Annotated in this window: 18 protein-coding genes; 16 read left to right on the forward strand and 2 right to left on the reverse strand. The window is 41.1% G+C overall.

Annotation, left to right across the window (positions count from 1 at the left end; translation table 11 throughout):
- Positions 1-114: 114 nt before the first annotated feature.
- The 12 genes from Ga0466249_RS17840 to Ga0466249_RS17895 all read left to right on the forward strand — a co-directional run bounded on the left by Ga0466249_RS17840 (position 115) and on the right by Ga0466249_RS17895 (position 14,750).
- Positions 115-1,893, forward strand: a complete 1,779-nt coding sequence (locus Ga0466249_RS17840) for a carbon starvation CstA family protein (RefSeq protein ID WP_215830830.1) — start codon at positions 115-117, stop codon at positions 1,891-1,893.
- A gap of 198 nt (positions 1,894-2,091) precedes the next feature.
- Complete coding sequence (locus Ga0466249_RS17845) at positions 2,092-2,664, forward strand: HAD family hydrolase (RefSeq protein ID WP_215830831.1); 573 nt, start codon at positions 2,092-2,094, stop codon at positions 2,662-2,664.
- Positions 2,649-3,407 carry a hypothetical protein gene (locus tag Ga0466249_RS17850; RefSeq protein ID WP_215830832.1) on the forward strand — a complete coding sequence of 253 codons (759 nt, stop codon included), beginning with the start codon at positions 2,649-2,651 and terminating at the stop codon, positions 3,405-3,407. Before Ga0466249_RS17845 ends, Ga0466249_RS17850 begins: the two co-directional genes overlap by 16 nt.
- A 210-nt stretch (positions 3,408-3,617) precedes the next feature.
- Positions 3,618-4,046, forward strand: coding sequence for a flagellar hook capping FlgD N-terminal domain-containing protein (locus Ga0466249_RS17855; RefSeq protein ID WP_215830833.1), 429 nt, complete (start codon positions 3,618-3,620; stop codon positions 4,044-4,046).
- Positions 4,047-4,150: 104 nt separating this feature from the next.
- Positions 4,151-5,782: a flagellar hook-basal body complex protein gene (locus tag Ga0466249_RS17860; RefSeq protein WP_215830834.1), complete on the forward strand. Its 1,632-nt coding sequence runs from the start codon at positions 4,151-4,153 to the stop codon at positions 5,780-5,782.
- 32 nt (positions 5,783-5,814) lie between these two features.
- Positions 5,815-7,908, forward strand: coding sequence for a flagellar hook-associated protein FlgK (gene flgK / locus Ga0466249_RS17865; protein WP_215830835.1), 2,094 nt, complete (start codon positions 5,815-5,817; stop codon positions 7,906-7,908).
- Between the two features lie 17 nt (positions 7,909-7,925).
- Positions 7,926-9,443 (forward strand): flagellar hook-associated protein FlgK, encoded by a 1,518-nt coding sequence (gene flgK / locus Ga0466249_RS17870; RefSeq protein ID WP_215830836.1) that lies wholly within the window; start codon positions 7,926-7,928, stop codon positions 9,441-9,443.
- Positions 9,444-9,458: 15 nt separating this feature from the next.
- Positions 9,459-10,982 (forward strand): flagellar hook-associated protein FlgL, encoded by a 1,524-nt coding sequence (gene flgL / locus Ga0466249_RS17875; RefSeq protein ID WP_215830837.1) that lies wholly within the window; start codon positions 9,459-9,461, stop codon positions 10,980-10,982.
- A gap of 25 nt (positions 10,983-11,007) precedes the next feature.
- Positions 11,008-13,296, forward strand: a complete 2,289-nt coding sequence (gene fliD / locus Ga0466249_RS17880) for a flagellar filament capping protein FliD (protein WP_215830838.1) — start codon at positions 11,008-11,010, stop codon at positions 13,294-13,296.
- A gap of 36 nt (positions 13,297-13,332) precedes the next feature.
- Entirely contained in the window at positions 13,333-13,752 is a 420-nt protein-coding gene (locus tag Ga0466249_RS17885) for a hypothetical protein (RefSeq protein ID WP_215830839.1), read from the forward strand.
- A gap of 56 nt (positions 13,753-13,808) precedes the next feature.
- Positions 13,809-14,240, forward strand: a complete 432-nt coding sequence (gene fliS / locus Ga0466249_RS17890; protein ID WP_215830840.1) for a flagellar export chaperone FliS — start codon at positions 13,809-13,811, stop codon at positions 14,238-14,240.
- Between the two features lie 108 nt (positions 14,241-14,348).
- Entirely contained in the window at positions 14,349-14,750 is a 402-nt protein-coding gene (locus Ga0466249_RS17895; RefSeq protein ID WP_215830841.1) for a flagellar protein FlaG, read from the forward strand.
- 175 nt (positions 14,751-14,925) lie between these two features.
- On the opposite strand, the gene Ga0466249_RS17900 is transcribed toward Ga0466249_RS17895, so the two are convergent.
- The gene (locus tag Ga0466249_RS17900) at positions 14,926-16,722 is read right to left on the reverse strand and encodes a flagellin N-terminal helical domain-containing protein (protein ID WP_215830842.1); all 1,797 of its coding nucleotides are present in this window, start codon (positions 16,720-16,722) and stop codon (positions 14,926-14,928) included.
- A gap of 607 nt (positions 16,723-17,329) precedes the next feature.
- On the opposite strand from Ga0466249_RS17900, the gene Ga0466249_RS17905 reads away from it, so the two are divergent.
- The gene (locus Ga0466249_RS17905; RefSeq protein ID WP_215830843.1) at positions 17,330-18,028 is read left to right on the forward strand and encodes a response regulator transcription factor; all 699 of its coding nucleotides are present in this window, start codon (positions 17,330-17,332) and stop codon (positions 18,026-18,028) included.
- A 95-nt stretch (positions 18,029-18,123) separates the two neighbouring features.
- Here Ga0466249_RS17905 and Ga0466249_RS17910 read toward each other — a convergent pair whose 3' ends face one another.
- Positions 18,124-18,381 (reverse strand): carbon storage regulator, encoded by a 258-nt coding sequence (locus Ga0466249_RS17910; RefSeq protein WP_215830844.1) that lies wholly within the window; start codon positions 18,379-18,381, stop codon positions 18,124-18,126.
- Positions 18,382-18,775: 394 nt separating this feature from the next.
- On the opposite strand from Ga0466249_RS17910, the gene Ga0466249_RS17915 reads away from it, so the two are divergent.
- The 3 genes from Ga0466249_RS17915 to Ga0466249_RS17925 all read left to right on the forward strand — a co-directional run bounded on the left by Ga0466249_RS17915 (position 18,776) and on the right by Ga0466249_RS17925 (position 22,327).
- Positions 18,776-20,119, forward strand: a complete 1,344-nt coding sequence (locus Ga0466249_RS17915; RefSeq protein ID WP_215830845.1) for a tetratricopeptide repeat protein — start codon at positions 18,776-18,778, stop codon at positions 20,117-20,119.
- A gap of 22 nt (positions 20,120-20,141) precedes the next feature.
- Entirely contained in the window at positions 20,142-20,651 is a 510-nt protein-coding gene (locus tag Ga0466249_RS17920) for a hypothetical protein (RefSeq protein ID WP_215830846.1), read from the forward strand.
- Between the two features lie 224 nt (positions 20,652-20,875).
- Positions 20,876-22,327 (forward strand): tetratricopeptide repeat protein, encoded by a 1,452-nt coding sequence (locus Ga0466249_RS17925; protein WP_215830847.1) that lies wholly within the window; start codon positions 20,876-20,878, stop codon positions 22,325-22,327.
- Positions 22,328-22,619: the final 292 nt, after the last annotated feature.

Here is a 22,619-nt window from a genome sequence, read left to right on the forward strand (position 1 = left end):
GTTCAAACCTCATTTTAGACCATTCATATAGATTGTATTTATTAATTGAATTTTTTGTTTTATAGTTAAAATATACTTAATTAATAAAATTCAGTAAATATGGAGGGAAGCTTTATGAATGGTCTTTATCTTGTGATTATTGCGGCTTTGGTGCTAACGATTTGTTATCGTTATTATGGCGCCTTTATGGCAGCAAAAGTTTTAGCTCTTGATCCCAATCGTCCGACTCCAGCCGTTGTACATGAAGACGGCCATGATTATGTACCCACGAATAAATGGGTAACTTTCGGACATCATTTTGCCGCCATTGCTGGAGCAGGTCCACTTGTTGGTCCGGTACTTGCAGCACAGTTTGGTTATTTGCCTGGAACGATCTGGTTGCTTGTCGGTGCCTGTATCGGCGGGGCAGTCCACGATATGGTTATCCTTTTTGCCTCGATTCGACATGATGGTTTATCCATCGCAGAAATTGCGAAAGATGAAATCGGCAAATCTGCCGGTCTAGCTGCTGCTATTGCTGTTATTTTCATTTTGGTTATTACTATGGCCGGGATGGCAATTGCCGTGGCAAATGCATTGTTTAACAGTCCTTGGGGTGCATTCACTGTGGGTGCAACCATTCCAATTGCACTCTTTATTGGCGTCTACATGCGCTATTTACGTCCTGGTCATATTGGTGAAGCATCTTTCGTAGGTGTTGTTCTGATTATCGCTGCTGTATTTGGCGGAGCTTGGGTTCAGGGTTCTTCTTGGGCACCATTTTTTACCCTCAGTCGTACACAATTAGATATTATTCTTCCTTTATATGGTTTTATCGCTGCAGCACTTCCTGTATGGTTGCTGTTAGCGCCACGTGATTATTTGAGCACGTACATGAAAATTGGTACTATCGGTGCTTTGGCATTAGGAATTGTCATTGTTCAACCTCAAATCCATATGCCGGCAATCACTCAGTTTGTCAGTGGTGGCGGTCCGGTTGTGCCTGGTCCTGTTTGGCCTTTCGTTTGCATCACGATTGCCTGCGGTGCAATTTCAGGATTCCATTCCATCATTGCCACAGGTACGACACCAAAGATGCTTACTAACGAACGTGAAATTTTGCCAATTGGTTTTGGGGCAATGCTTGCTGAATCATTTGTTGGTATTATGGCTCTAATTGCAGCTACTAGCTTGATTCCTGCTGATTACTTTGCCATTAACAGTGCTCCGGCAGTATTTGCAAAACTCGGGATGCATATAGATGAACTTCCGGTTTTATCACAAATGGTTGGTGAAGACGTCGCTGGTCGACCAGGCGGTGCCGTATCACTCGCTGTAGGTATGGCGCATATTTTTGCCCAAATCCCTGGACTGGATAGTTTTATGTCTTTCCTGTACCATTTCGCTATCATGTTTGAAGCCTTGTTCATCTTAACGATTATTGATGCGGGTACTCGTGTTGGTCGGTACTTGTTACAAGAAGTTGGCGGTATGATATACAAACCACTTAGCGACCCACATTGGACTCCTGGTATTATCTTCACCAGCGCTTTAATCTCCTGCTTATGGGGTTACTTAGTGTTTGGAGGTTCTATTGCTTCCATTTGGCCATTATTCGGTCTTTCTAACCAACTACTTGCCAGCCTGACGTTAGCCATTGGTACTACCGTATTGATTCGTATGGGTAAAGCAAGATATTTGTGGGTTACACTTATTCCACTCTGTTTTATGATTGTAACGGCGTTGACTGCTGGTTTCTACAATATCTTTGAATTCTACTTACCAAAAGGTCAGCTGTTATTGGCTGGTGCCAGCGCAGTTATGATGATTCTCATTACCTTTATCATCATTGATGCTGCAAAGGTATGGTCTAAGCTGATGAAATCTAACAAAAGTATCGAAGAAACGATGTAATTTTATCAAAAGACACCTTGCGCTTTGCGTAAGGTGTTTTTTTTTTTAGTTACCGTCTGTAGCACAGCATGCCGTTTGATTGATTATTTAATCATAACTTAATTTTTATTAGCTATTATTATTGGAGAAGATTAATTAATGCTAAATATAAATGCTGCAACAAACTAATGACAGGTAATATAAAATGAGGTGCGCCATATGAAAGTAATAGCTGTTGACATTGACAATGTGCTAAATAATTTTTCAGATACCTTAGCGAGTTCTACGTTTAAATATAATGATTTATATGGTTTGTCTCGTGAAGAATTTGATCATTATCTTGATATGGTAAAACGCAATGCTTTTGATGAAAGTAATTTTTTGACGACTAAGTTTTCTGATTTTCGTTATCGTATACATGAGCAGTGTTATCGTTTGGCACAAGCTAAATCGGATGGAGTACAGTTTATGCATTGGTTAAAAGATAATGGCTGGGAGGTCGTTATTTGTACCAAGCGAAACTTGCGTTTGACAGGGGAAAGTACTAAAAAGTGGCTGCAGGACAATCACATTCCTTATGATTATTTATTTATGGCCTTAAATAAAATTGTGTTTTGCAAATTATGGAATGTACCGTATTTAATTGATGATGATATTTTAAATATTACACATGGCGAACGATATGGTATTAAGGTATATTATCCTATTATGGATAAGCATGATTCGGCTTTTTCCCATACAGCAAAAGGGTTTACCAGATTTGAGGAGATTAAACAATGGATACAAGAGTAGAGCTGCTGGAAGCATTTTATCAAACAATGCGTAAGGATAAAATAAAAATAGAAAATAAAAATTACGGTTTTGATTTTATCAATCAATTGACAGCAAATGATGCGATGTTGGATTATGGGCAGATGGAAAACAATTTTATCCATAAATACAGGTTGTTAAATGTTTCAGAGCAGCTCCGAGAAAGGTTGTTGCAAGGACATGTAAACCAAGAGTATAATGTCTGTCTTTATTTTGATGAAACGGCAAATAACACGCTTTGCTTTAATTTAGACAATAACTTTAAAACGAATAATACCCAGTTAATATCGGAAATGAAGCTTGCCGTAGACTATTTACAACAGCATCTTGGAAAATATGGTATAGAGACGGTTTGTATTAAGAGTGGACGTGGCTATCACCAGTGGTGTCATTTTGAGCGGCCGATTGCCAATCGGCTGCTATTGAACTTTATGATAAGAATTGCGGCCAAGACATTAGCTTCATTACATTATAGTAATCATGATTACCATACCATAAAAATTAATATGAGCCCCAACCCGAAATTTGTGAACGTTTTATCATTACGTGCCTTCGGATCAAGGCATATCAAAACAGGTAACTTTTCGCATATTCAGACAAAAGACGGTGTTTTAAATGAAGAAGATTCATGGAAGTATTTTAGCGATTATATGATAAATAAAACAATTTCAGAACAGCAATTTATGCTGGCGTATGATGATTTGGCAAAAACCATCGTTTTTTAAACAGTGAACTGATTAGCTTTTTGAACGGTGAATCGTAATAGAATAAGAAGAAATTCCAAGGTATATACAGAGTCAAATGTTAATTTGTGACTTAAGTCTGTACTTTGGAATTTTTTTTGTTTTATTGGTTTTCTTAATTAAAACTAAATATATGTTTGCGATACTTTGTTTGATTAAATGAATTATTTGAAAGAAAAGGGAGGAAAACAAATGAGTACGACATCAGCCGTTAATTCTGCGTCGGCATCATCTACTTCTAGCACGTCGAGTACGACAAGTACCAGCAGTTTGGATTTTGACGAATTTATTCAACTATTAGCTACAGAATTGAAATATCAGGATCCTGACGATCCTGTTAGCGGGACTGAATATGTATCGCAGATGGCTCAAATTAGCTCCTTGTCAGCATTGTCTACCATTAACACTTCGCTAAATAATTCTGAAGCCTATGACATCATTGGAAAAACGGCAACATATTCAACTACCGATACATCCGGTGCTACAGTTACGGGCACAGGTACGGTGCAGTCAGTCACAATTTCCGGTAGTAACACCTATGTCAATGTTGGTGGCACAACAGTCGATCTTTCTTCTATTACAAAGGTGGCAAGCGCTTCAAGTGATACGTCTTCAACATAACATGAACATAATCGAAAATAATTACTTATAGCCGGACCCTATACGGGAGGTTATTTTCTATTTCTGAATGAGCGATGAAATAGTAATTTAGGAGGTTTTTTTATATGGCTATGATGAATGCGTTATCTTCCGCAGTAACAGGGCTTAAAACCGAACAAAGTGCTCTTGATGTAATTGCGAATAATATCGCCAACGTGAATACGACAGGTTATAAATCACAGACGGTCACTTTCAGTGATTTGTTGAGCCAAACGATTAGTGCAGCTTCCGGTGCTACTTCAACTACTGGCGGTGTTAATGCTCAGCAGATTGGACATGGTACTCAAATTAGTAGCACTGAAACTGATATGACGGTAGGTACACCTTCAACAACCAGTAATTCTACCGATGTAGCTCTTACTGGTGCAGGTTACTTAATTGTACAGACTGGCACGAAAGGTGACTATGAGTTCACTAGAAACGGCAGTTTAAGTATTGATGATGATGGAAATTTGAATGTAAATGGTTATGACGTTTGCGGTTGGGAGGCATATACTCTCGATTCGTCTGGCAACAAAGTTTATACTACTACGGGCACTGTCGAGCCGATTAATGTTTACAGCGATGACTACTCCAACAATAAAAAGGTCATGGCAGCCACGACGACGACGACGGCTACGGTTACGGGTAACGCCAGCACCTCAGCCGATGTGGTGACAGGGGCTACTCTGAAAAATATCGGTACTACAACGATTACAACCCCGGATACAACAGCCACAATCAATGTTATCGATGAACAGGGCAATAAAACTGCGGTTACAGTTGATTTAAAAAAGTGCGCTACAGATAATACAACAACGAGTTGGTATTGGACAGCCAGTGCCACAGATACAACGATTAGTCCATCAAGCGGCTATATTGCCTTTGATTCAGACGGTAATATGGTTACTTCTGTTACTCCGCTGACAGCGGCAATAACATCTGCTACTAATACTACAGGTTATTCTGATTCCAGTATGAGTGTTAGCACAGGCTTGACAGCAGGAGATTATACTGTCCAAGTGGCAGCTTCTACTACAAGTACTGGCACATACGATATTACATTGACGGACCCCGCAGGCAAGACCTATACAACCACTTCAACTACGGGCGCTGCTACTTTTACAACTTCGTCAGGAACAGTCACTTTAGCCGCACCGACGACTCTTGCAGCGGGGACGGTGGATTTTACCGTTACTGCGGGGACTACTGTTACTTTTGATTCCAAACCAGTACTTACCGTGACATCAACGACTGCCGGCACGAATGCAGTTCCTGTTACAATGGATCTTTCCAAGATGACATCGACAGGCACCACTAGCAGCTTAACTGCGACAGCTGATGGGAATGTGGCCGGAACAGCAACGGACAGCAGCTATACAATTGCTAAAGACGGAACGATTTCAGTTACCTACTCGAATGGATTAACACGATCCGTCGGGCAAATTGCTTTGGCTGTTTTCCAGAATGCAAGCGGGTTGGAAAAAGCCGGGAATAGTTTTTATACGGCTAGTAACAGTTCAGGCAGTTATAATACAGTTGTTGCTGGTGAGAATGGTTCAGGTACGATGACATCGTACGCACTAGAACTGTCTAACGTCGATTTGGCATCGCAGTTTAGTTCGATGATGATCAGTCAACGGGCCTATCAGGCGAATAGTAAAGTGATTTCTACTGGCAGCCAGATGTTACAGTCTCTTATCAGTATGGTGGATTGATGCAATTCAATTGTTAAAGGAGGTTCGCGCATATGGGGTCGACTTTCGGTACCTATAACATCGCTTATTCGGGAATGTATGTGAATCAGGCCTCGTTGGCAACAGCAAGTACGAACCTTGCCAATGTCGATACAACCGGAGCTTCAAAGGTGCAAGTATCTAGTGTTGAACGGGATACTGTCCAGTCAGGCGGAACATCTACAGGAGATGGTGTTAGCGTGGCGGCCATTACGCGAGCTCGTGATCGATATCTCGACAGTGCTTATCGAACACAAAATGCCGCTGCTACTTATTTGTCAGTGAAAAGTGGTAATTTGAAATACTTGGATAAGATATTGAGTGAATATGATACTACCTCTACTTCGACTACGGATACGACGAGTAACGGTGTAGAGACGGAGCTGGAAGATTTTTTTAATGCATGGCAAACATTATCAACGGATTCGGGTTCGAGTTCAAGCTCGAATACCGGTACTTCTGCTCAAACTACTTTTGCGGCTGCGATTACTACTGCGACTAGCGGTACCACCTCTACTGCAAAAACGGCTGTCAGCACTGCTTATTCTGCTTATAAGGCTGCTCTCACCAGTGGGAATGCGGCAACAATCGTTTCTACTAAAACTACGTTAGATTCTGCTGTTACTACTTTAAGCGATTCGACGCTCACTGCCGCGCTTACTACTTATAACACGAGTTCGGGTACCGCCATCAATTCGGCTGCTACCACTTTATCTGCGGACATTACTAATGGGTCTAGTGCTCTAGCGACTCTTTCCAGTGCAATTACTACTGCGACAAGCGGCACGACTTCTACTGCAAAAACGGCTGTCAGTACTGCTTATTCTGCTTATACGGCTGCGCTTACTAGTGGTGTTGCGAAGACAATCGTTTCTACTAAGACTACATTAGATAGTGCAGTTACTGCTTTAGCTGATACGACTCTTACTACCGCTTATAGTACTTATAATAGTGCTACAGATGGGGGGACAACGATCAATACGGCGGCCACTTCGTTAACGAATGCGATTACTACGGCCACTTCTACTGCGACTGCGGAGACTACTCGTGCAGCCGTTACGGCAGCTGGTGTTGATTTGATCTCCACGCTAACCGATATTGACAAGGAATTGCAGCAATTGCAGACAGATGCTGTGACTGGCGTTAAAGATGGTGTAGACAGTCTCAATGACCTTGCGAGCCAAGTTGCGGATTTGGATAAGCAAATTACCCAGGCAGAGGCGGGTGGGGGCGAAGCCAGTTACCTGAGAGATCAGCGGGATGTTCTACTTGATCAGATGTCTTCTCTGGCGAATATTAGTACTACCGAATCCAATGGAACGCTAAAAGTTACTTTAAATGGAGCAAATCTAGTTGATGGCGATACGGCACGTTCGCTGGTTGTTGACGGCAGCGGAACGATAACTGATCCGTTGACTGTCAATTGGGCCGATTCAGGTACTCAAGCGAGTATTCAAAGCGGAAGTATCAAGGCTTATATGGAAGATGCCGATCAGACTGGCTATGCAACGATCGACTCAAGTAGTCTTCCTTATAATTTTACTACAACAGCAACAAGTTCAATCAGTACCCTGCGTCAGGGTCTCAATGACTTGATTACTACACTTGCAACGAAAGTTAATTCTCTGAGTACCTCAGGCGTCGATCTTGATGGCAATGCAGGTCTTGACTTTTTTACGGCCATCGATTCCAGTCAGCCACTGAGTATCACTAATATCCAGGTTAACCCTGCGCTTGTAGCTGATTCAAGCAAGGTCGTGGCAGCTTCCAGCGCTGCCTCCGGTGACAATACTGTCGCGAATGAAATTTGTGCCCTTGAAGATGATACTACTTGCTATAAGAGCAGCAATTCGTCGCTTGATATTATCGACTTTTATGCGGCGATAACGGATTGGATTGGAACTGCCGGCGATACGGCGGCGAGTAATTATACAACGCAATCAACTTTGGTGACTCAGGTAGACACCCAGAGAAAATCTGTTTCGAGTATTTCCATCGATGAGGAAATGTCCAACATGATCAAATTTCAAAATGCCTACGCTGCCAGCGCCAAGGTTATGAGTACGATCGATAATATGCTTTACACATTGATTAGTGAATTTGATTAGAATAAGGGGGGAGTGAGATGGCTTCAACTTTTTTGGGACTTAGTATTGCTAGTAGTGGTTTAAATGCCGCTCAGATAGGATTGGCAACGACTACGAATAATATGAGCAATATCGATACAACAGGTTATTCAAGGCAATTGGTGAATCAGACATCGGTTGGCCCGGCTGCGGTTTACAGTAGTAGTTTAGTGGGTAATGGGGTAGATGTTACTTCTGTGGATAGAGTGCGTAGTGACAGCCTTGATCAGAAGTATTGGCAGGAAAATAGCGCATCAAATGAATGGGATGCCAAGTCCACTTACTTGTCGCAATTAGAAACTGTTTTCGGTAGTTCGACGGATGATACTACGAGTACAATTAATACAGCGCTGAATACATTCAATACCGACTTAGAAAGTTTATCTACTGATCCGACGAGTACCAGTGTCCGGGCCACCGTGCTTGAACAAGCCAATACACTCTGCTCAACGATTAACGATACTGCGTCAGAACTAACTCAGTTACGCAGTGATGTTAATAACGATGTCAAAACAACCGTGGCACAAATTAATTCCTATACAACGCAGATTGCCACCTTGAATAAACAGATTGTGGTGGCAAATGCCTCGGGGGCTTCTTCTAATGAATTGAAAGATCAACAGGGAGTACTTGTTGATAAACTTTCCGCGCTTGTTGGTGTTAATGTAACGAAAAACGATGATGGCGTTCTTAAGATCACCGTTGGAAATTCTGTATTAGTGGACGGCAGTGATTCCAAACAACTAGAATGCTATACCGTAACAGACACGACCAGTGCCGAGTATGGCATGTATGGAATCCGCGATGAAGCTACCGGACAAGATGTCACTACAGGTGACTCCGGTTCTCTCAATGGATATCTTGAGATTCGGGATGGCGCTACCTCAGATAGTAAAGGCATCCCTTACTATACCAATCAATTGAATGAATTCGCACAGACCTTTGCCAAAGCTTTTAATGAAGGCATTACTGTTGGCACTACCACTTATAGCGGCAATGCCGATGGGTATGGGCTTGATAATACAACAGACGTTCGTTTTTTTTCCTATGATAACAAATCATCAGCAGATCTGATAGCGAGTGCCAGCACTATCGACGCAGCCTACCAAAATATTACTGCGGCAAATATTACGGTATCAAAAGACATTCAGAATGATTCAAATAAAATTGCGGCATCCTCAACAGCCAATGCGACTAGCAATAGTACAAATCTTGCAGACCTTATTAGTATTAGTACAAGTGCTGACATTTTCGGAAATGCTACGGCTACAGGTTTTTTTAGTGCAATTATCTCCACTGTTGGTACGGACAGCGCCTCGGCAACAACACAATACAACCGCAAGAGCACGATCACAAGCTATATCAATACCAGCCGGTCTTCTGTATCGGCCGTTTCCAGTAACGAAGAGACAGTTAATTTGACTAAATATCAGGCAGCCTATGCCGCGTCGGCTTCTGCTACCAGCACTTGGAGTAAAATATATGATGAAACCATCGACATGGTGGTAAGTAGTTAGAAGGGGGGCTTTTTTATGCGTATAACCAATAATATGACAATGGAAAGTACTTTGAATAATATTAATGCCGCAGCCAATCGACTAGCAGTGGCCAATGCGGCTGTGTCATCGGAAAAAAAAATTCAGTCAGCTTCCGATGATCCCGTTGTGGCGACAAAGGCGATAACATACCGTAGCTATGTTTCTCAGATAACACAATACCAGGATAACGCTTCTGCCGCCACAGGCTGGCAAAAAGCAACGGATACGGCTTTGAGCGACTTGAGTGATGTTATTTCAAGTGCGAAGGAATTGGCAACAGAAGCGGCTAGTGACACGTGCAGCGATACGGACAAGGCCAGTATTAAGACCCAGATTGAATCCCTGCAGACGCAGGCTGTTTCGATTATGAACACGACTTATTCCGGACGCTATATTTTTGGCGGCTACAGTACGAGTGAAGCGCCCTATGCGTCGACATCTACGTCGATTGGCAGCAGCGTGACATATAAGGGAGACTATTTGAGTCTGGGCGGCGTTGTGTCATCGGATGTGTCAGATGACACCATTAAATCTTTTTATACCGCAAATACCAGTTCCGTCTACGATTCCCTAACTGCGGCTTCAGCGACGGCTTTGACGGCTTATAATACGGCGGAGTCCTTAGCAGCTGCCTCCCCAACAGATACTGTTCTAGCAGCTAAAGCGGCATCTGCTAAGACAACTTCAGATACTTTAGCTGCTGCTGTTACAACCTATGGTGGTTCGACTAATTTGACTATTGCTGCTGCTTCTGCCAAGACTGACTATAATACCTTAACAACGGCAGTGACGACTTATGGCGGTACGACTACTCTATCTGCCGCAGCGGCGACGGCTCTCGCGGCCTATAATACGGCTGAAGCAGCGGCTACTGCCTCTTCCAGCGACACTACGTTAGCAGCAGCTGCTACTGCTGCTAAGACAACATCGGACACCTTAGCGGCTGCAGTTACGACTTATGGTGGTACGACTACTTTATCTGCTGCGGCTGTAGCTGCTAAGACGACTTCAGATACCTTAGCTGGTGCGAGTACTAGTACAGACCAGGATATTAAATACAACATTGGTTTTAACAACGGCGACGTGACTGTAAATACGGAAGGGCAAGACGTGGTCGGCGAAGGTACTGGCAACAATTTGTTCGATACTTTTTCTAAACTGCTTCTTGCGTTAGATGGTGATACCAGCTATAAGACAGCCTCAGTAGATTCGTCAGGAAGTGTGACTGTTACAACAAATTCGCTAAGCATAAGTGGTTTACTTACCGACCTAACTACAGACGCAGATCGAGTAGAGTCAGCTCAAGCTACGCTGGGAGCTCGCATGGATTATGTGGATAGTGTAACAAGTAGCCTTGGAGATGCCTATACAGCGTATAAAACGCTGATGAGTGACAATGAGGATGTCGATACGGCTTCAGCGGCTACGGAACAAACTGCCGCTGAGTATAGTTATGAAGCAGCCCTTGCGGTTGGAGCCAAGGCCATTTCTAAGACGCTGATAGATTATACAGGATAATGGGTATACGAAGGAGGCGAGAAAAATGTCCAGTAGTAGTGTAACTACTAGCACGATTAACGGAGTCACCAGAGCTACTGGTCTGTCTTCCGGTATTGATGTGGATTCTATTGTTTCAGGACTGATGACTGCGGAACGAGCAAAAAAATTAAATAAACTGGAACAAAAAGAGCAACTAGCTGAATGGAAACAGACCGATTACCGTACAATTATTTCTGACATTCAAACTTTTAGCAGTAAGTATTTCGATGTATCCTCGTCAAGCAGCTTAATGAGCTCGAGTAATTTTCTAAAGTACAATGCTAGCAGCAGTAATAGTGCTGTCACGGTGACTGCCGCTAGCACCGCTGCGACCGGGAGTCACACCATAGAAGTCACTCAACTTGCCACCAAGGCTACACTTACAAGCAGCGCCAGCGTTTCTAAGAATGTTCAAGGGTCGACGACGCCAACTTATACGAGTCTTAGCGGTGAAAGTTTGGTCCTTACCCTGGATGGTACAGCGAAGACAATCACTCTTGATTCTACGGTGACCGACCTCGCGTCGCTGCAAACAGCGATTGATAATGCCGTTGGTTCAGGTAAAGTCACAGTCAGTGCGGATTCGAGCACCGGATATTTGTCTATTACGGCTGCCGACAGCGGAGTGAATGCCATTTCCATTAGTGCTCCCACGTCAAGTTCGAGTACCAGTGCCTTAACAAGTCTTGGCTTCGGTACGACTGCCGTACTTTCTAATCGACTGGATACGTCCAGCACGTTATCGACAATTGCCGATCAATTAAGTTCATCGACGGCGTTGACATTCAATACGGATGGACAAGTTGATTTAACAATTAATGGGACAACATTATCTTTTGACAAAACAACTACTTTAGCTAGTATGATGTCCACGGTCAACAAGAGTGCTGCTGGGGTCACCATGGCCTACAACAGTATTACAGGTAAGCTTAGTATGACTGCCGATAGTACTGGAGCCGGCAATACGTTGGACGTGACTGAAACTGGCAGCAACTTTGTATCTGTGCTGTTGAATACTTCCACTGCCGGTCTGGATGCCAAGATAACGCTGGATGGTCAGTCTTTGACCCGTAGTTCCAATTCCATCACTGTCGATGGAGTAACCTATACAGCCAACGCGACAACGACCACTGCGTCTGCGAAAGATACTTTTGCAACTGCAATTACGACTGCTACGAGTGGCTCAACCACTACGGAAAAAACTGCTGTTGCCACTGCGTATACGGCTTATGCAGCAGCTCTTGCTGCTGGCGGTACGACGGCTGCTACTGCTCAGACTATTGTAGACACTAAGACTACGTTAGATTCTGCGATTTCTACTTTAGCGGATAGTACGTTAAGTAGTGCTCTAACTACTTATAATACGGCTGCGGGTACCGCTATTAATGATGCAGCCACTACTGAAGCTGCTAGTGATAGTACTACCAATCAAAAGACTGTAACCGCTGCTATTTCTGCTGCTTCTGCAACTGATTCTTCTACGGCTGCTACGGTAAATGTAACGCAAAATACGGATGGCGTTTATGACTTGCTCAAGAGTTTCGTCGATGATTATAATACTTTGATTAGTACCATTAACACCGAGTTGAGTGAAAGTTATGATTCGGACTACCAGCCACTCACGGATGATCAAAAAAGCAGTATGACTGATACAGAAATCACCAATTGGGAAACAAAAGCAAAAGTAGGACTATTAGAAAGTGATTCGACTTTGAAAAGCTTCATCAGTGACTTGCGGACGTCTTTGATTGACTCAGTTTCTGGGCAGTCGACCACTCTGTATAGCATTGGCATTACCACTAGCACCTACGATACAAAAGGCAAGCTATCGATAGATGAAGACACGTTAAAGGCGGCTATTGCGAGTGATCCCGAAGGGGTTATGGAACTTTTTACGCAGCAGGCTACATCTAAGACATCTTCGGGTACGTCGCTTGCGGGAACTACGACTGTTCGTTCGCTATCTTCGAGTGACTTGACTACCCGGTACAAGGAAGAAGGCCTTGCTTACCGTTTTTATGATACGATACAGAAGAATATTTCAAGTATCCGCGATAGCGCAGGCAATAAAGGCACATTATTAGAAGAAGCAGGTATTACGGACGATGCTTCCGACACGGACAACACGTTAACTACACTGATTGATAAATATACAACTGAAATTTCCGATGAGAAAGCGCGACTGAATACTGTAGAAGACAATCTTTATACCAAATACAGTAATTTAGAAACGTATATCAATAAAATGAATACACAGCTTTCATCCTTATCATCCATGTCTAGTAGCAGTTGAGTTCATTAATTGAGATATTTTCAAGGAGTGAAATATATGGGACAGTGGGAAAAAGCAAAGCACTACTTAGCCCGAAAAATGAATATACTGGAACAAATTGCCGCGAATACTGAAACACAGAGCCGTTTTATCCATAAGCGAGAAATGCGAGGTCTGGGTCGAGTGCTAGGAGAAAGAGAGAATTTTCTCGAAGAGCTGGCCATGCTAAATCAGCAATTGACAAAAGACTCTACTTGGAAAAACATACCGATGCTAGCGCCAATGATTCAAGAAATAACCCATAAGCAACAGGAACTGCTGGAACGCAGCAAGCAAGTATTACAGGAAGCGGTAGCTGAGCGTTCCCTCATTGCCGAAGAGTTGAAAATCAACAAAATCGGACAGCAAGTAAAAAACGGGTATGTAAATCCGTGGGTTAGTATAGCGTGGGGGCGGTTTATCAATGAAAGAGGCTAATTCTTATGATATAAATGTTGTATCTGTAACTCTGAAAGCCTAAAGGGGGAATAGTCATGAATGCCATGAATACTGCCAATGCCTATAAAAGACAACAAATCATGACAGCATCGCCCGAAGAGTTGACACTGATGCTGTACAACGGAGCCATCCGTTTTGTTACTGAGAGCATGATAGCTATTGACAAGAAGGATATTGAAAAGGCACATAGTGCAAATATGCGGGCTCAAAATATCATGCGTGAATTTATGGTGACCATGGATATGAAGCAAGAAATTTCTAAGAATTGGCTGTTGATTGACGAATATATATTACATTGTTTGATTCAGGGCAATATGAAAAAAGAGAAAGATCAACTTGAAGAAGCAAAAAGATGGCTGGTAGAATTTCGGGATGCATGGGTTCAAGCCATGAAAAAGGTGTCTGTGGATAAAAAATTAAATAAAGAAGCAACTAACTTGAAAACACAAACTGAGATTTGTATATAATTGATATTTCAGTTTGTGCCAAAAAAACTAAAATGCGAAGATAATATATAACGGATATTGTCTTCGCATTTTAACATATAGGTAAAAAGCAGAGGTAGGTGTAGTGAATTGGACATTACGAGTGTTAATAACAGTAGTATAACTTCGACAGTGGAAGCGGCAGTAAATACTCCATCAGGCTCAGGTATAGCAGTTAAGAATGAGTCTACGATCAGTGCTGTACAAAATGCCGATAATAAACAAAATGCAGGATTTACTGCTGACACTAGTCAGCCCAGTGAATCCGAAGTAAAAAAGGGTACGGAAGAATTAAACGATTTTATGCAGTCAATGAATACGGATATCAAATTTGTATTGCATACGAAGACTAATACGTTAATGATACAGATTGAAGATGTCAAGAATCACAAGATACTCAGAGAATGTCCGCCGCACGAGTTGTTGGATATGGCGGCCAGATTACAGGATTTAAGGGACTATATCGGTGCAATTGTCGATAAAAAAGTGTAGGAACTGTCTGAAGAAAACTATAGACTGACACAAAAGAAGCAAACAAAAAGTGGTATAAATAGCAATTAATGATTGCTATTTATACCACTTTTTGTTTGTAACTTTCGGAATTGATTAATGAAGTGCATAAAAAAGGTTGCCTCAAAAAGCGAGGCAACCTTTTTCCTAGTTATAATTATTGTTGTAACAGAGTCAATACTTTCTGCGGTTGCGAGTTGGCTTTGGACAACATCGCCGTAGCGGCCTGGGTAATGACACTCAGTTTGGTGTAGTTGGCCATTTCCGTTGCCATATCGGTGTCGCGAATATTGGATTCAGCTGAAGTCAGGTTTTCACTTTCTGTGTCCAGATTCGTGATATTGCTATCTAGACTGTTCTGAACGGCACCGAGGTTGGAACGTTCAGCAGAAACTTTCTTAATCGCCGCATCGATTGTGGTGATAGCAGAAGTTGCACTGCTTGCTGAAGTTAGATCAATACCCGTTGTAGAAGTACTGCCTGCTACTCCCAGACTGCTGGCGCTCATATTACCGATGGAAAGCGTCATGGTCTGATTGGAGTTCGCACCGACCTGGAAGGTCAGGGCACTAGTCGCGTCTACAGTAACATCAGCAGTAGCCAGAGTCTTATTAGCTAGATAATCAGCTACTGTAGTAGTACCAGGAGTAGCTGAATCAGCAGCAGCTGCTGCTGTACCATTAGCAAGCTTTTTAGCGGCAATGTAAGTCGCATAGTTAGCAGCGTCAGTAGAATCAGTACTGGAAGCAACGGCAGTAGCTAAGGCAGCAGCCTTTGTATTATAGTCCGAAGTATAAGCAGTAGCAGACTCTAGGGCAGTCAGAGCAGTTGTAACATCAGTATCAGTACTAGCAGCCAAAGCAGTTTCAGCAGTACCCTCAGCAGTAGCAGCAGCAGTAGCAGCAGCTGTTAAAGTATCAGTACCAGTAGCGGTCGCTAAATCATTTCTAATACTTTGCTGTTTCGTTAGAGCTGTATTGTCACCAGTAACAGTGAGGTCGAAAGCCGTTAATGTATTGCCATCAGCAGTTGCAGCAGCTCCGTTAATTGTCCCGGCTGCGTCAGTCCCGGTAACAGTAACACTTGTGTCAGTAGAAGAACTTGATACTGCGTTAAATAGTTTCTGTAATGTAGTCGTATCGGCAGATAAAGTAACGGAAGAACTGCTGCCGTAGGTAGAATCTGTTAATTTAATATAGTTATTACTAGCACTCGTTGTATCGAGTGTAGCTGTTACGCCAGTAGTAGTCGTTAGGTCATTAATTTTTTTCAGAACACCTTCGATCGTGTCGCCTGATGCGATGGTTATGGTGGTTCCGTTAATGGAGACATCCCCGGCATAAGCAGTTGCCGAAGCAGTTTCAGACGTAATACCCGAAGTAGATGTAGTTGTAAGACCCGTAGTTGCCTGCGTTGCAACGGCAGTGTAATTTACTATATAGTCACCCGATGTTGTGTTATTTCCGGCTGTAGTCAGAGCAGCATTAATTGCAGCTGAATTTTGGCCTGATACAGCAGTAGAAGCACCGCTATCGCCATTAAGTAACTTTTTTGTGTTATATTCCGTGTCATTCGAGATACGGTCCAGTTCCTGGCGGAGTGAGTTTGTTTCATCCTGGACGGACGTTCTATCATCGTCAGTTAATGTGTCAGATGAAGCCTCGACAGCAAGTTCACGCATGCGTTTTAGGATGGTCGTTGTTTCGTCGAGAGCGCCATCAGCGGTCTGGGTCAACGATGTGGCATCTTGAGAGTTGCTGCTGGCTTGGTCGAGACCTTGAATCTGGCTACGCATTTTTTCAGAAATGGCAAGTCCTGCTGAATTATCAGATGCACTGTTTATGGCATATCCTGATGACAGCTTTTGCAGCGATGAATTCATGAGCGTAGTGTTTTTGTTTAACTGGTTTGTAGTGTTTAAAGCAGACATGTTTGTACTAATTACCATTGACATAATTATTCCTCCCTGATTTTAAACAAAATTTAGCATCCGTGCACCATTCGTTAGATTTTTACTTAAATAAGCGACTCTCTAACGTGAAGTCCATTACCTAAATAAATATTCCTCACTATTTTGAGGAAATGCCCCCTTTCATGTTTCTCAATAGAATTATCGCGGTCAATTATTAAGATTATATTTAGTTAATGAGGAAATTTTAAATTTTATTTTAATTTGTGCAAAAAAATTAAATTGTATAGGAATAAGTGGAAAAAATGTCGAATTATAAAGAACTTGAGGATTTGATCAGTGGAATATATCAAGCAATCTATAATGCGCTAGCAAAGATAATACCAATATACTTAGTATTGTCTTTGCTAGCGCATTATTAAGGTTTGCTTTTTTGGAAGGTGATTTGGTGATTTAGTGTAGGATACTTTCGGGTAGCGTTTGAAGCGTTGCTGAGAATGTTAATCTCATTTTGTAAAAATAAAAATTAAATAAAAATTAAATAAAAGCTAAAAAGTAAATAAAAAATAAATAAAAATATGTCAAAATTGATACATAAATGTCCAAGGATGGATAATTTTTCACAAGGCTGTGGTTTCAAAGGGTGTTTTTAATGAAACTGCTATTAGTAGATGATGAGAGCAGATTAACGGAAGCACTATCCTATTTGTTAAAAAAGAATGGCTTCGTAGTAGATGTTGCTATGGATGGTAAAACTGGCATTGATATGGCCTGTACTGGAATTTATGACATTATTATTTTGGATCGCATGTTGCCCTATTTAGATGGCATTTCGCTGTTGAAAGAATTTCGCGGACTAGGATATCAGACTCCCGTCCTCTTTTTAACAGCCAGAGATACCCCTGAAGATCGGGCGGAAGGGTTGAATGCCGGTGCTGACGATTATTTGGTTAAACCATTTTTCAATGTGGAATTACTAGCAAGATTGCACGCACTAGCCCGTCGGAATAGCAAAGATATAGTGGATACTATCTTAACTGTTGACGATATGACTTTTGACCCCCAACGTTCCCAAGTGACTAAAAAAGGCAAGGTCATTCATTTAACGGTCAAAGAATCGCAACTTTTAGAACTATTAGTACGTAACCAGGGACAAGTAGTTACTAAACAACGGATCATAGAAAAGGTATGGGGCTACAATTCTGATGCGTTAGAAAGTACAATCAACATATATATTCATTACTTGCGCAAAAAGATTAACATATCTAATTTGAAGACGGTACGGGGAGTTGGCTATTATTTGCAGAAAAATATTATTGGTAATAACATAAAAAGCCTGCAAGAGTTATAATGAATATTCTCACAAGCTTTTGATGCTTATCACGATAAAGTAGATAATTTTCTTTGATTTTAGCGGGACAGTCAAAATGATAAATGAGTCCGATCTTAGGTCGATGTTTCTTGTAGCGTCCAGTTATTTGCTATAAGTGAGACGCCATTGGAATTGGCTGGTTGTATAGGCAACATTTTTTCTTCCGGCATATATCTTAATTTATCTTCGTATATTTCCCCGCGAATAATATTTAAACATTTTGGTGCCGTAATTGCTAGTTTTAAGTTTCCACCATCATTCTTGACGACCTTAACCATGATGTCTTTCCCGATCATAACGTATTCGCCAGGTTTTCTTCCTAATACTAGCATAATGTTTTTCACCTCGTAAATAATATTTATTTCATTACTATCATCTCATTATTTTCTTTAGTTTTAATTAATTTATTCATGAAAATTTTTAATTTATGAGTTTTTCCCGATAAACCAGACACTATATAGTTAGGATTTCCTTCAATTTATGCAATATTTGATTTTATGCACATCTTTACAACTGAATATGGGTAGTGGTTCTCTTTGATTAATTCATATACTATTTCCGGTTGGATGTCGCAAAGATGGCTGCTACTTTTTTATTTTATCCCGTCTCCTGGGCGCGTTTTTGGATTCATAAAAAAACAAGATCTGGCTAGTAAACCTTATTTGTTTTTAGTAGAGTAATAACTTTGTTACTGATTATGTTATAGATTAGCAGGTGTAGGATAGGATGGTAAAAAAATGTATTGTTGAAGGTCTTGCGTTGGCGGCAATGCATAAATGGCGACAAGCTGCTTTAGCATTTTGCCAAGCTATAAAACTGGATCCGAAATTACCGGAGGCGTATCAACTTTTAGGTGAAGTATTGATACCACTGGAAGAATGGGATCATGCCCAAGCTTGTTTTTGTAAGGTTATTGAATTAGATTCTGAATTTGCAGAAGCCTATAATTATTTAGGTGTAGTCTTAAAGAATAAAAATTTTCTAATTGAAGCGGAGTCCTGTTATCGTCAGGCGATTGAAAAAAATCCGGATTATGCTGAGGCTTTTCATAATTTGGGTAATTGTCTTAAACTGACCCAATGTTTTGATGAGGCTGAGGCCTCCTATCTTCGAGCGTTGGAGTTGCAGCCTGATTTTGAAGAATCACGTTTTTCTTTATCAACGTTATATTTGCTGCGTAGGCAATATGATAAGGGCTGGAAACTATATGACTCACGCCTTGAGTGGAAAGAAAAATTCCGCCTCGATATCCCGATTTGGCAAGGTGAAGATTTGACAGGACGTAACGTCCTGCTGTTTTATGAACAGGGTCTCGGTGATATGATTCAATTTCTTCGTTATGCCTATCAAGTCGCCGCGATTGCGGCAAAAACAACTGTATGGATTCAAAAACCGTTGGAAAGATTGTTAGGCAGTACGCAAAGCACTTTTTCCGTCTGTGTCAGGAGCAGAAATATCGATCCAAGTCAATTCGATTTTGCCTGTTCGTTATTTAGTCTGCCAGCGAAAATTGATTTTGGATCCGATTTGCTTGTTCGTGATATTCCTTATCTTCACGCCTCTCATGACATTTTAGCAAAATGGCGAAGAATAATCTGTGACCGGGCGGGTAAAAAATATAAAATCGGTGTGGTTTGGGCGGGAAATCCTGAGCATTCTGATGATCACAACAGATCCATTGCTTTTAAATTGTTTAGTCAATTGTTCGCTTACAATACAGTTTTTTGGGTTAGTCTACAAGTGGGAAATAGGGCACAGGATTTAACACAAACATCACAAAATGTACTAGATTGTTCTAGTCAACTGGTCGATTTTGCAGAAACAGCCGGAGTCGTAGATAATCTGGATATGGTTATTGCTGTCGATACAGCTGTTGCTCATTTGGCAGGAACTATGGGAAAAAAGACATGGCTGCTTTTACCCTTCAGGTCGGACTGGCGCTGGGGGTTGTCAGGTGAAAGCAGTTACTGGTATCCGACGATGCGCTTGTTTCGTCAACAGCAAATAGGTGATTGGCAAAGTGTTTTGGAACAGGTAAAGGCTGCTCTAAATGATCTTGGCATTTTGTAATTGCAGAAAAGGAGAATCAATTGTGCTTAGTAAGGATGCTATGGTTGTATTATTGTATATTTATGCTTCAAACGGTGTAAATAATGGAGCTCAATTATCAACGAAAGCGCTTCATAATGATTCAATTAAATGGGAAGAAGTTTTGAATGAACTACGTTTGGATGGATTATTGACAGATATAAGAGAACGTCCTACGAGAAACAAGATAAATCCGGACAGTATTTATTGTAGAGTTACTCAAAATGGGAGAATAGAAGCAGAGAATCATTTTAAATTTTTTGTATTAAAAAGTTTAATAAATAAAAAACAATTTAGTTGGGAGGAAATGAAAGCTTTAATTATACAGGAATTCCATTGTTTGGAGATTCCCGGACATATTCGTAAGTTTGGTATGAAAATTATTCAAGAATTTACTTGTATTGGAATTTTAATTTATAGTGGGTCGTCTTTTAATGTGATTAATACCCTTTTTCAGGTGAATCAAGAGAAATTTAAGAACCGGAAAATTGAAAAGCCAGGAGGCGAAAAATAACGACACTAGTTGATAGAGGAATCCAGTTAGCACATAAGGGCGATTTAAATGGTGCAGAAGTAATTTTTCGCCAGGCAATTAAACGAAATCCTCAAATAGAGAATAGGCCAAAAATAACTACTTTCTAAAAGCTGTTACGATAATTCATTTTAAATAATCATAGAGTATACTGATTCAAAAAGTCAAAGGTTGTGTAAATGAATCAGTTTAAAGGGGTTATGAAAATGAAACTGACGCCAAAAATGCATCTGGAGGCAGGAATAAGGCTTATTAGACAAGGAGATTTAGATAGTGCTATTATGGCTTTCTGTACGGCAATAAAACTAAATCCAACCTATTCGCCAGCCTATAATAATCTGGGTTTGGCTTTAAGAAATACGAATCATTTTCAGGAAGCAGAAGTCTGTTTTTGTCGAGCCATTGAACTGAATTCCCGTGATTCCTCTGCTTATAATAATTTAGGCTTGGTTTTAATGGATCTTGGAAAGATGGAGAGAGCGAAGGAATGTTTTCAACAGGCGATTGAATTGCATTCGTCTTATCCGCCTATTTATAATAATTTAGGAATAGTTTTAGAAGAAATGCATCGTTTTATTGAAGCGGAGCAGGCTTATGGTTATGCACTCAAGCTCAATCCTCATTATCCCGAAGCTCATTATAATTTGGGAACGCTGTTGCGGGTGATGAAGCATTTTCAAGAGGCAAAAGAACATCTTTGTTTAGCTGTCGAGTTGCGTTCTAATTATTCTGAAGCAGAGTGTTCACTGGCAAATTTCAATCTATTGTGTGGGGATTTTGAAAATGGCTGGGGTATGTATGAAAATTCACGGCCTAAAACTGAATACGAACTATTGAAAATGCCCAAATGGCACGGAGAAGATTTAACAGGGTGCAGTATTTTATTGTACTGGGAATATGGATTTGGTGATACGATACAATTTGTTAGATATGCACAATTGGTAGAAAAATTAGCAGCTAAAACGACTCTGTGGGTTCAAAAATCCTTAGAACGTTTAATCAAAGCAGCATATCCCCATTTGAAAGTTTCAGCAGAAGAATGTCCGCCGGAAGGAAAGTATGATTATGTCTGTTCTTTGATGAGTCTTCCTGTCCTATTTAATACTTGTAATGAAACCATTCCTCAGCCTGTTCCCTATTTACCTGCTAGCCGTACAGCTTCAGTCGTTTGGCATGAGGCTCTTGAAAAGATCGATCATGGGAAAAGGTATCGAGTAGGGGTGGTCTGGGCTGGGCACCCCAAACATCTTAATAACAAAAAACGTTCGATCCTTTTTGATATATTTCGTAACTTATTGAATATTTCACAAGTTAGCTGGGTCAATTTGCAAGTGGGACTGCGAGCGAAAGATTTGGCCGCAACGTCTTGTGATGTTATCGATTTTTCCAAGGATCTTGTTGATTTTATGGAAACAGCAGGATTGGTAGAAACACTTGACTTGGTAATAACCGTTGATTCTGCTATGGCACATTTGGCAGGGACGATGGGGAAAAAGACGTGGATACTGGTGCCATCGGATCCTGACTGGCGTTGGCAGCTGGATAGAGAAGATAGTCCCTGGTATCCCACAGCCAGAATTTTTCGGCAGCGTAAATTGGGGGATTGGCAAGAAGTAGTGGAAAGAGTGAAGAAAGCTTTACAGGACGAACTGATGTAGGTCAATGGCAATGAGTCGTGGTAAAAGGATCATAAAAATAACATTTTAGAACCATTGAAATATAAAAGCTTTGATTATTGAAGGCAGAATTAGGGGCTAAGAAGCTACTAGTACCTAAAGATGTATAAAATATGTAACCTCGCGAAACATAAGAGGTTACATATTTTATACAAAAAAGAATATGTAACCTTTTATTTTAACTGCGTATAGGAAATAAAATATCGTTATAACATACATCTTTAAAGGCTTTTTTTATTTTCTTCTATATTGGCACGCTATTTGCAATATTTTA

The organism is Pelorhabdus rhamnosifermentans, assembly GCF_018835585.1.
Classification (GTDB): domain Bacteria; phylum Bacillota; class Negativicutes; order UMGS1260; family UMGS1260; genus Pelorhabdus; species Pelorhabdus rhamnosifermentans.

Excerpts from the sequence above, each read along its gene's own strand:
- Ga0466249_RS17840 (WP_215830830.1), top strand. The coding sequence starts at position 115 with ATGAATGGTCTTTATCTTGTGATTATTGCGGCTTTGGTGCTAACGATT.
- Ga0466249_RS17845 (WP_215830831.1), top strand. The coding sequence starts at position 2,092 with ATGAAAGTAATAGCTGTTGACATTGACAATGTGCTAAATAATTTTTCA.
- Ga0466249_RS17850 (WP_215830832.1), top strand. The coding sequence starts at position 2,649 with ATGGATACAAGAGTAGAGCTGCTGGAAGCATTTTATCAAACAATGCGT.
- Ga0466249_RS17855 (WP_215830833.1), top strand. The coding sequence starts at position 3,618 with ATGAGTACGACATCAGCCGTTAATTCTGCGTCGGCATCATCTACTTCT.
- Ga0466249_RS17860 (WP_215830834.1), top strand. The coding sequence starts at position 4,151 with ATGGCTATGATGAATGCGTTATCTTCCGCAGTAACAGGGCTTAAAACC.
- flgK (WP_215830835.1), top strand. The coding sequence starts at position 5,815 with ATGGGGTCGACTTTCGGTACCTATAACATCGCTTATTCGGGAATGTAT.
- flgK (WP_215830836.1), top strand. The coding sequence starts at position 7,926 with ATGGCTTCAACTTTTTTGGGACTTAGTATTGCTAGTAGTGGTTTAAAT.
- flgL (WP_215830837.1), top strand. The coding sequence starts at position 9,459 with ATGCGTATAACCAATAATATGACAATGGAAAGTACTTTGAATAATATT.
- fliD (WP_215830838.1), top strand. The coding sequence starts at position 11,008 with ATGTCCAGTAGTAGTGTAACTACTAGCACGATTAACGGAGTCACCAGA.
- Ga0466249_RS17885 (WP_215830839.1), top strand. The coding sequence starts at position 13,333 with ATGGGACAGTGGGAAAAAGCAAAGCACTACTTAGCCCGAAAAATGAAT.
- fliS (WP_215830840.1), top strand. The coding sequence starts at position 13,809 with ATGAATGCCATGAATACTGCCAATGCCTATAAAAGACAACAAATCATG.
- Ga0466249_RS17900 (WP_215830842.1), bottom strand. The coding sequence starts at position 16,722 with ATGTCAATGGTAATTAGTACAAACATGTCTGCTTTAAACACTACAAAC.
- Ga0466249_RS17905 (WP_215830843.1), top strand. The coding sequence starts at position 17,330 with ATGAAACTGCTATTAGTAGATGATGAGAGCAGATTAACGGAAGCACTA.
- Ga0466249_RS17910 (WP_215830844.1), bottom strand. The coding sequence starts at position 18,381 with ATGCTAGTATTAGGAAGAAAACCTGGCGAATACGTTATGATCGGGAAA.
- Ga0466249_RS17915 (WP_215830845.1), top strand. The coding sequence starts at position 18,776 with ATGGTAAAAAAATGTATTGTTGAAGGTCTTGCGTTGGCGGCAATGCAT.
- Ga0466249_RS17925 (WP_215830847.1), top strand. The coding sequence starts at position 20,876 with ATGAAACTGACGCCAAAAATGCATCTGGAGGCAGGAATAAGGCTTATT.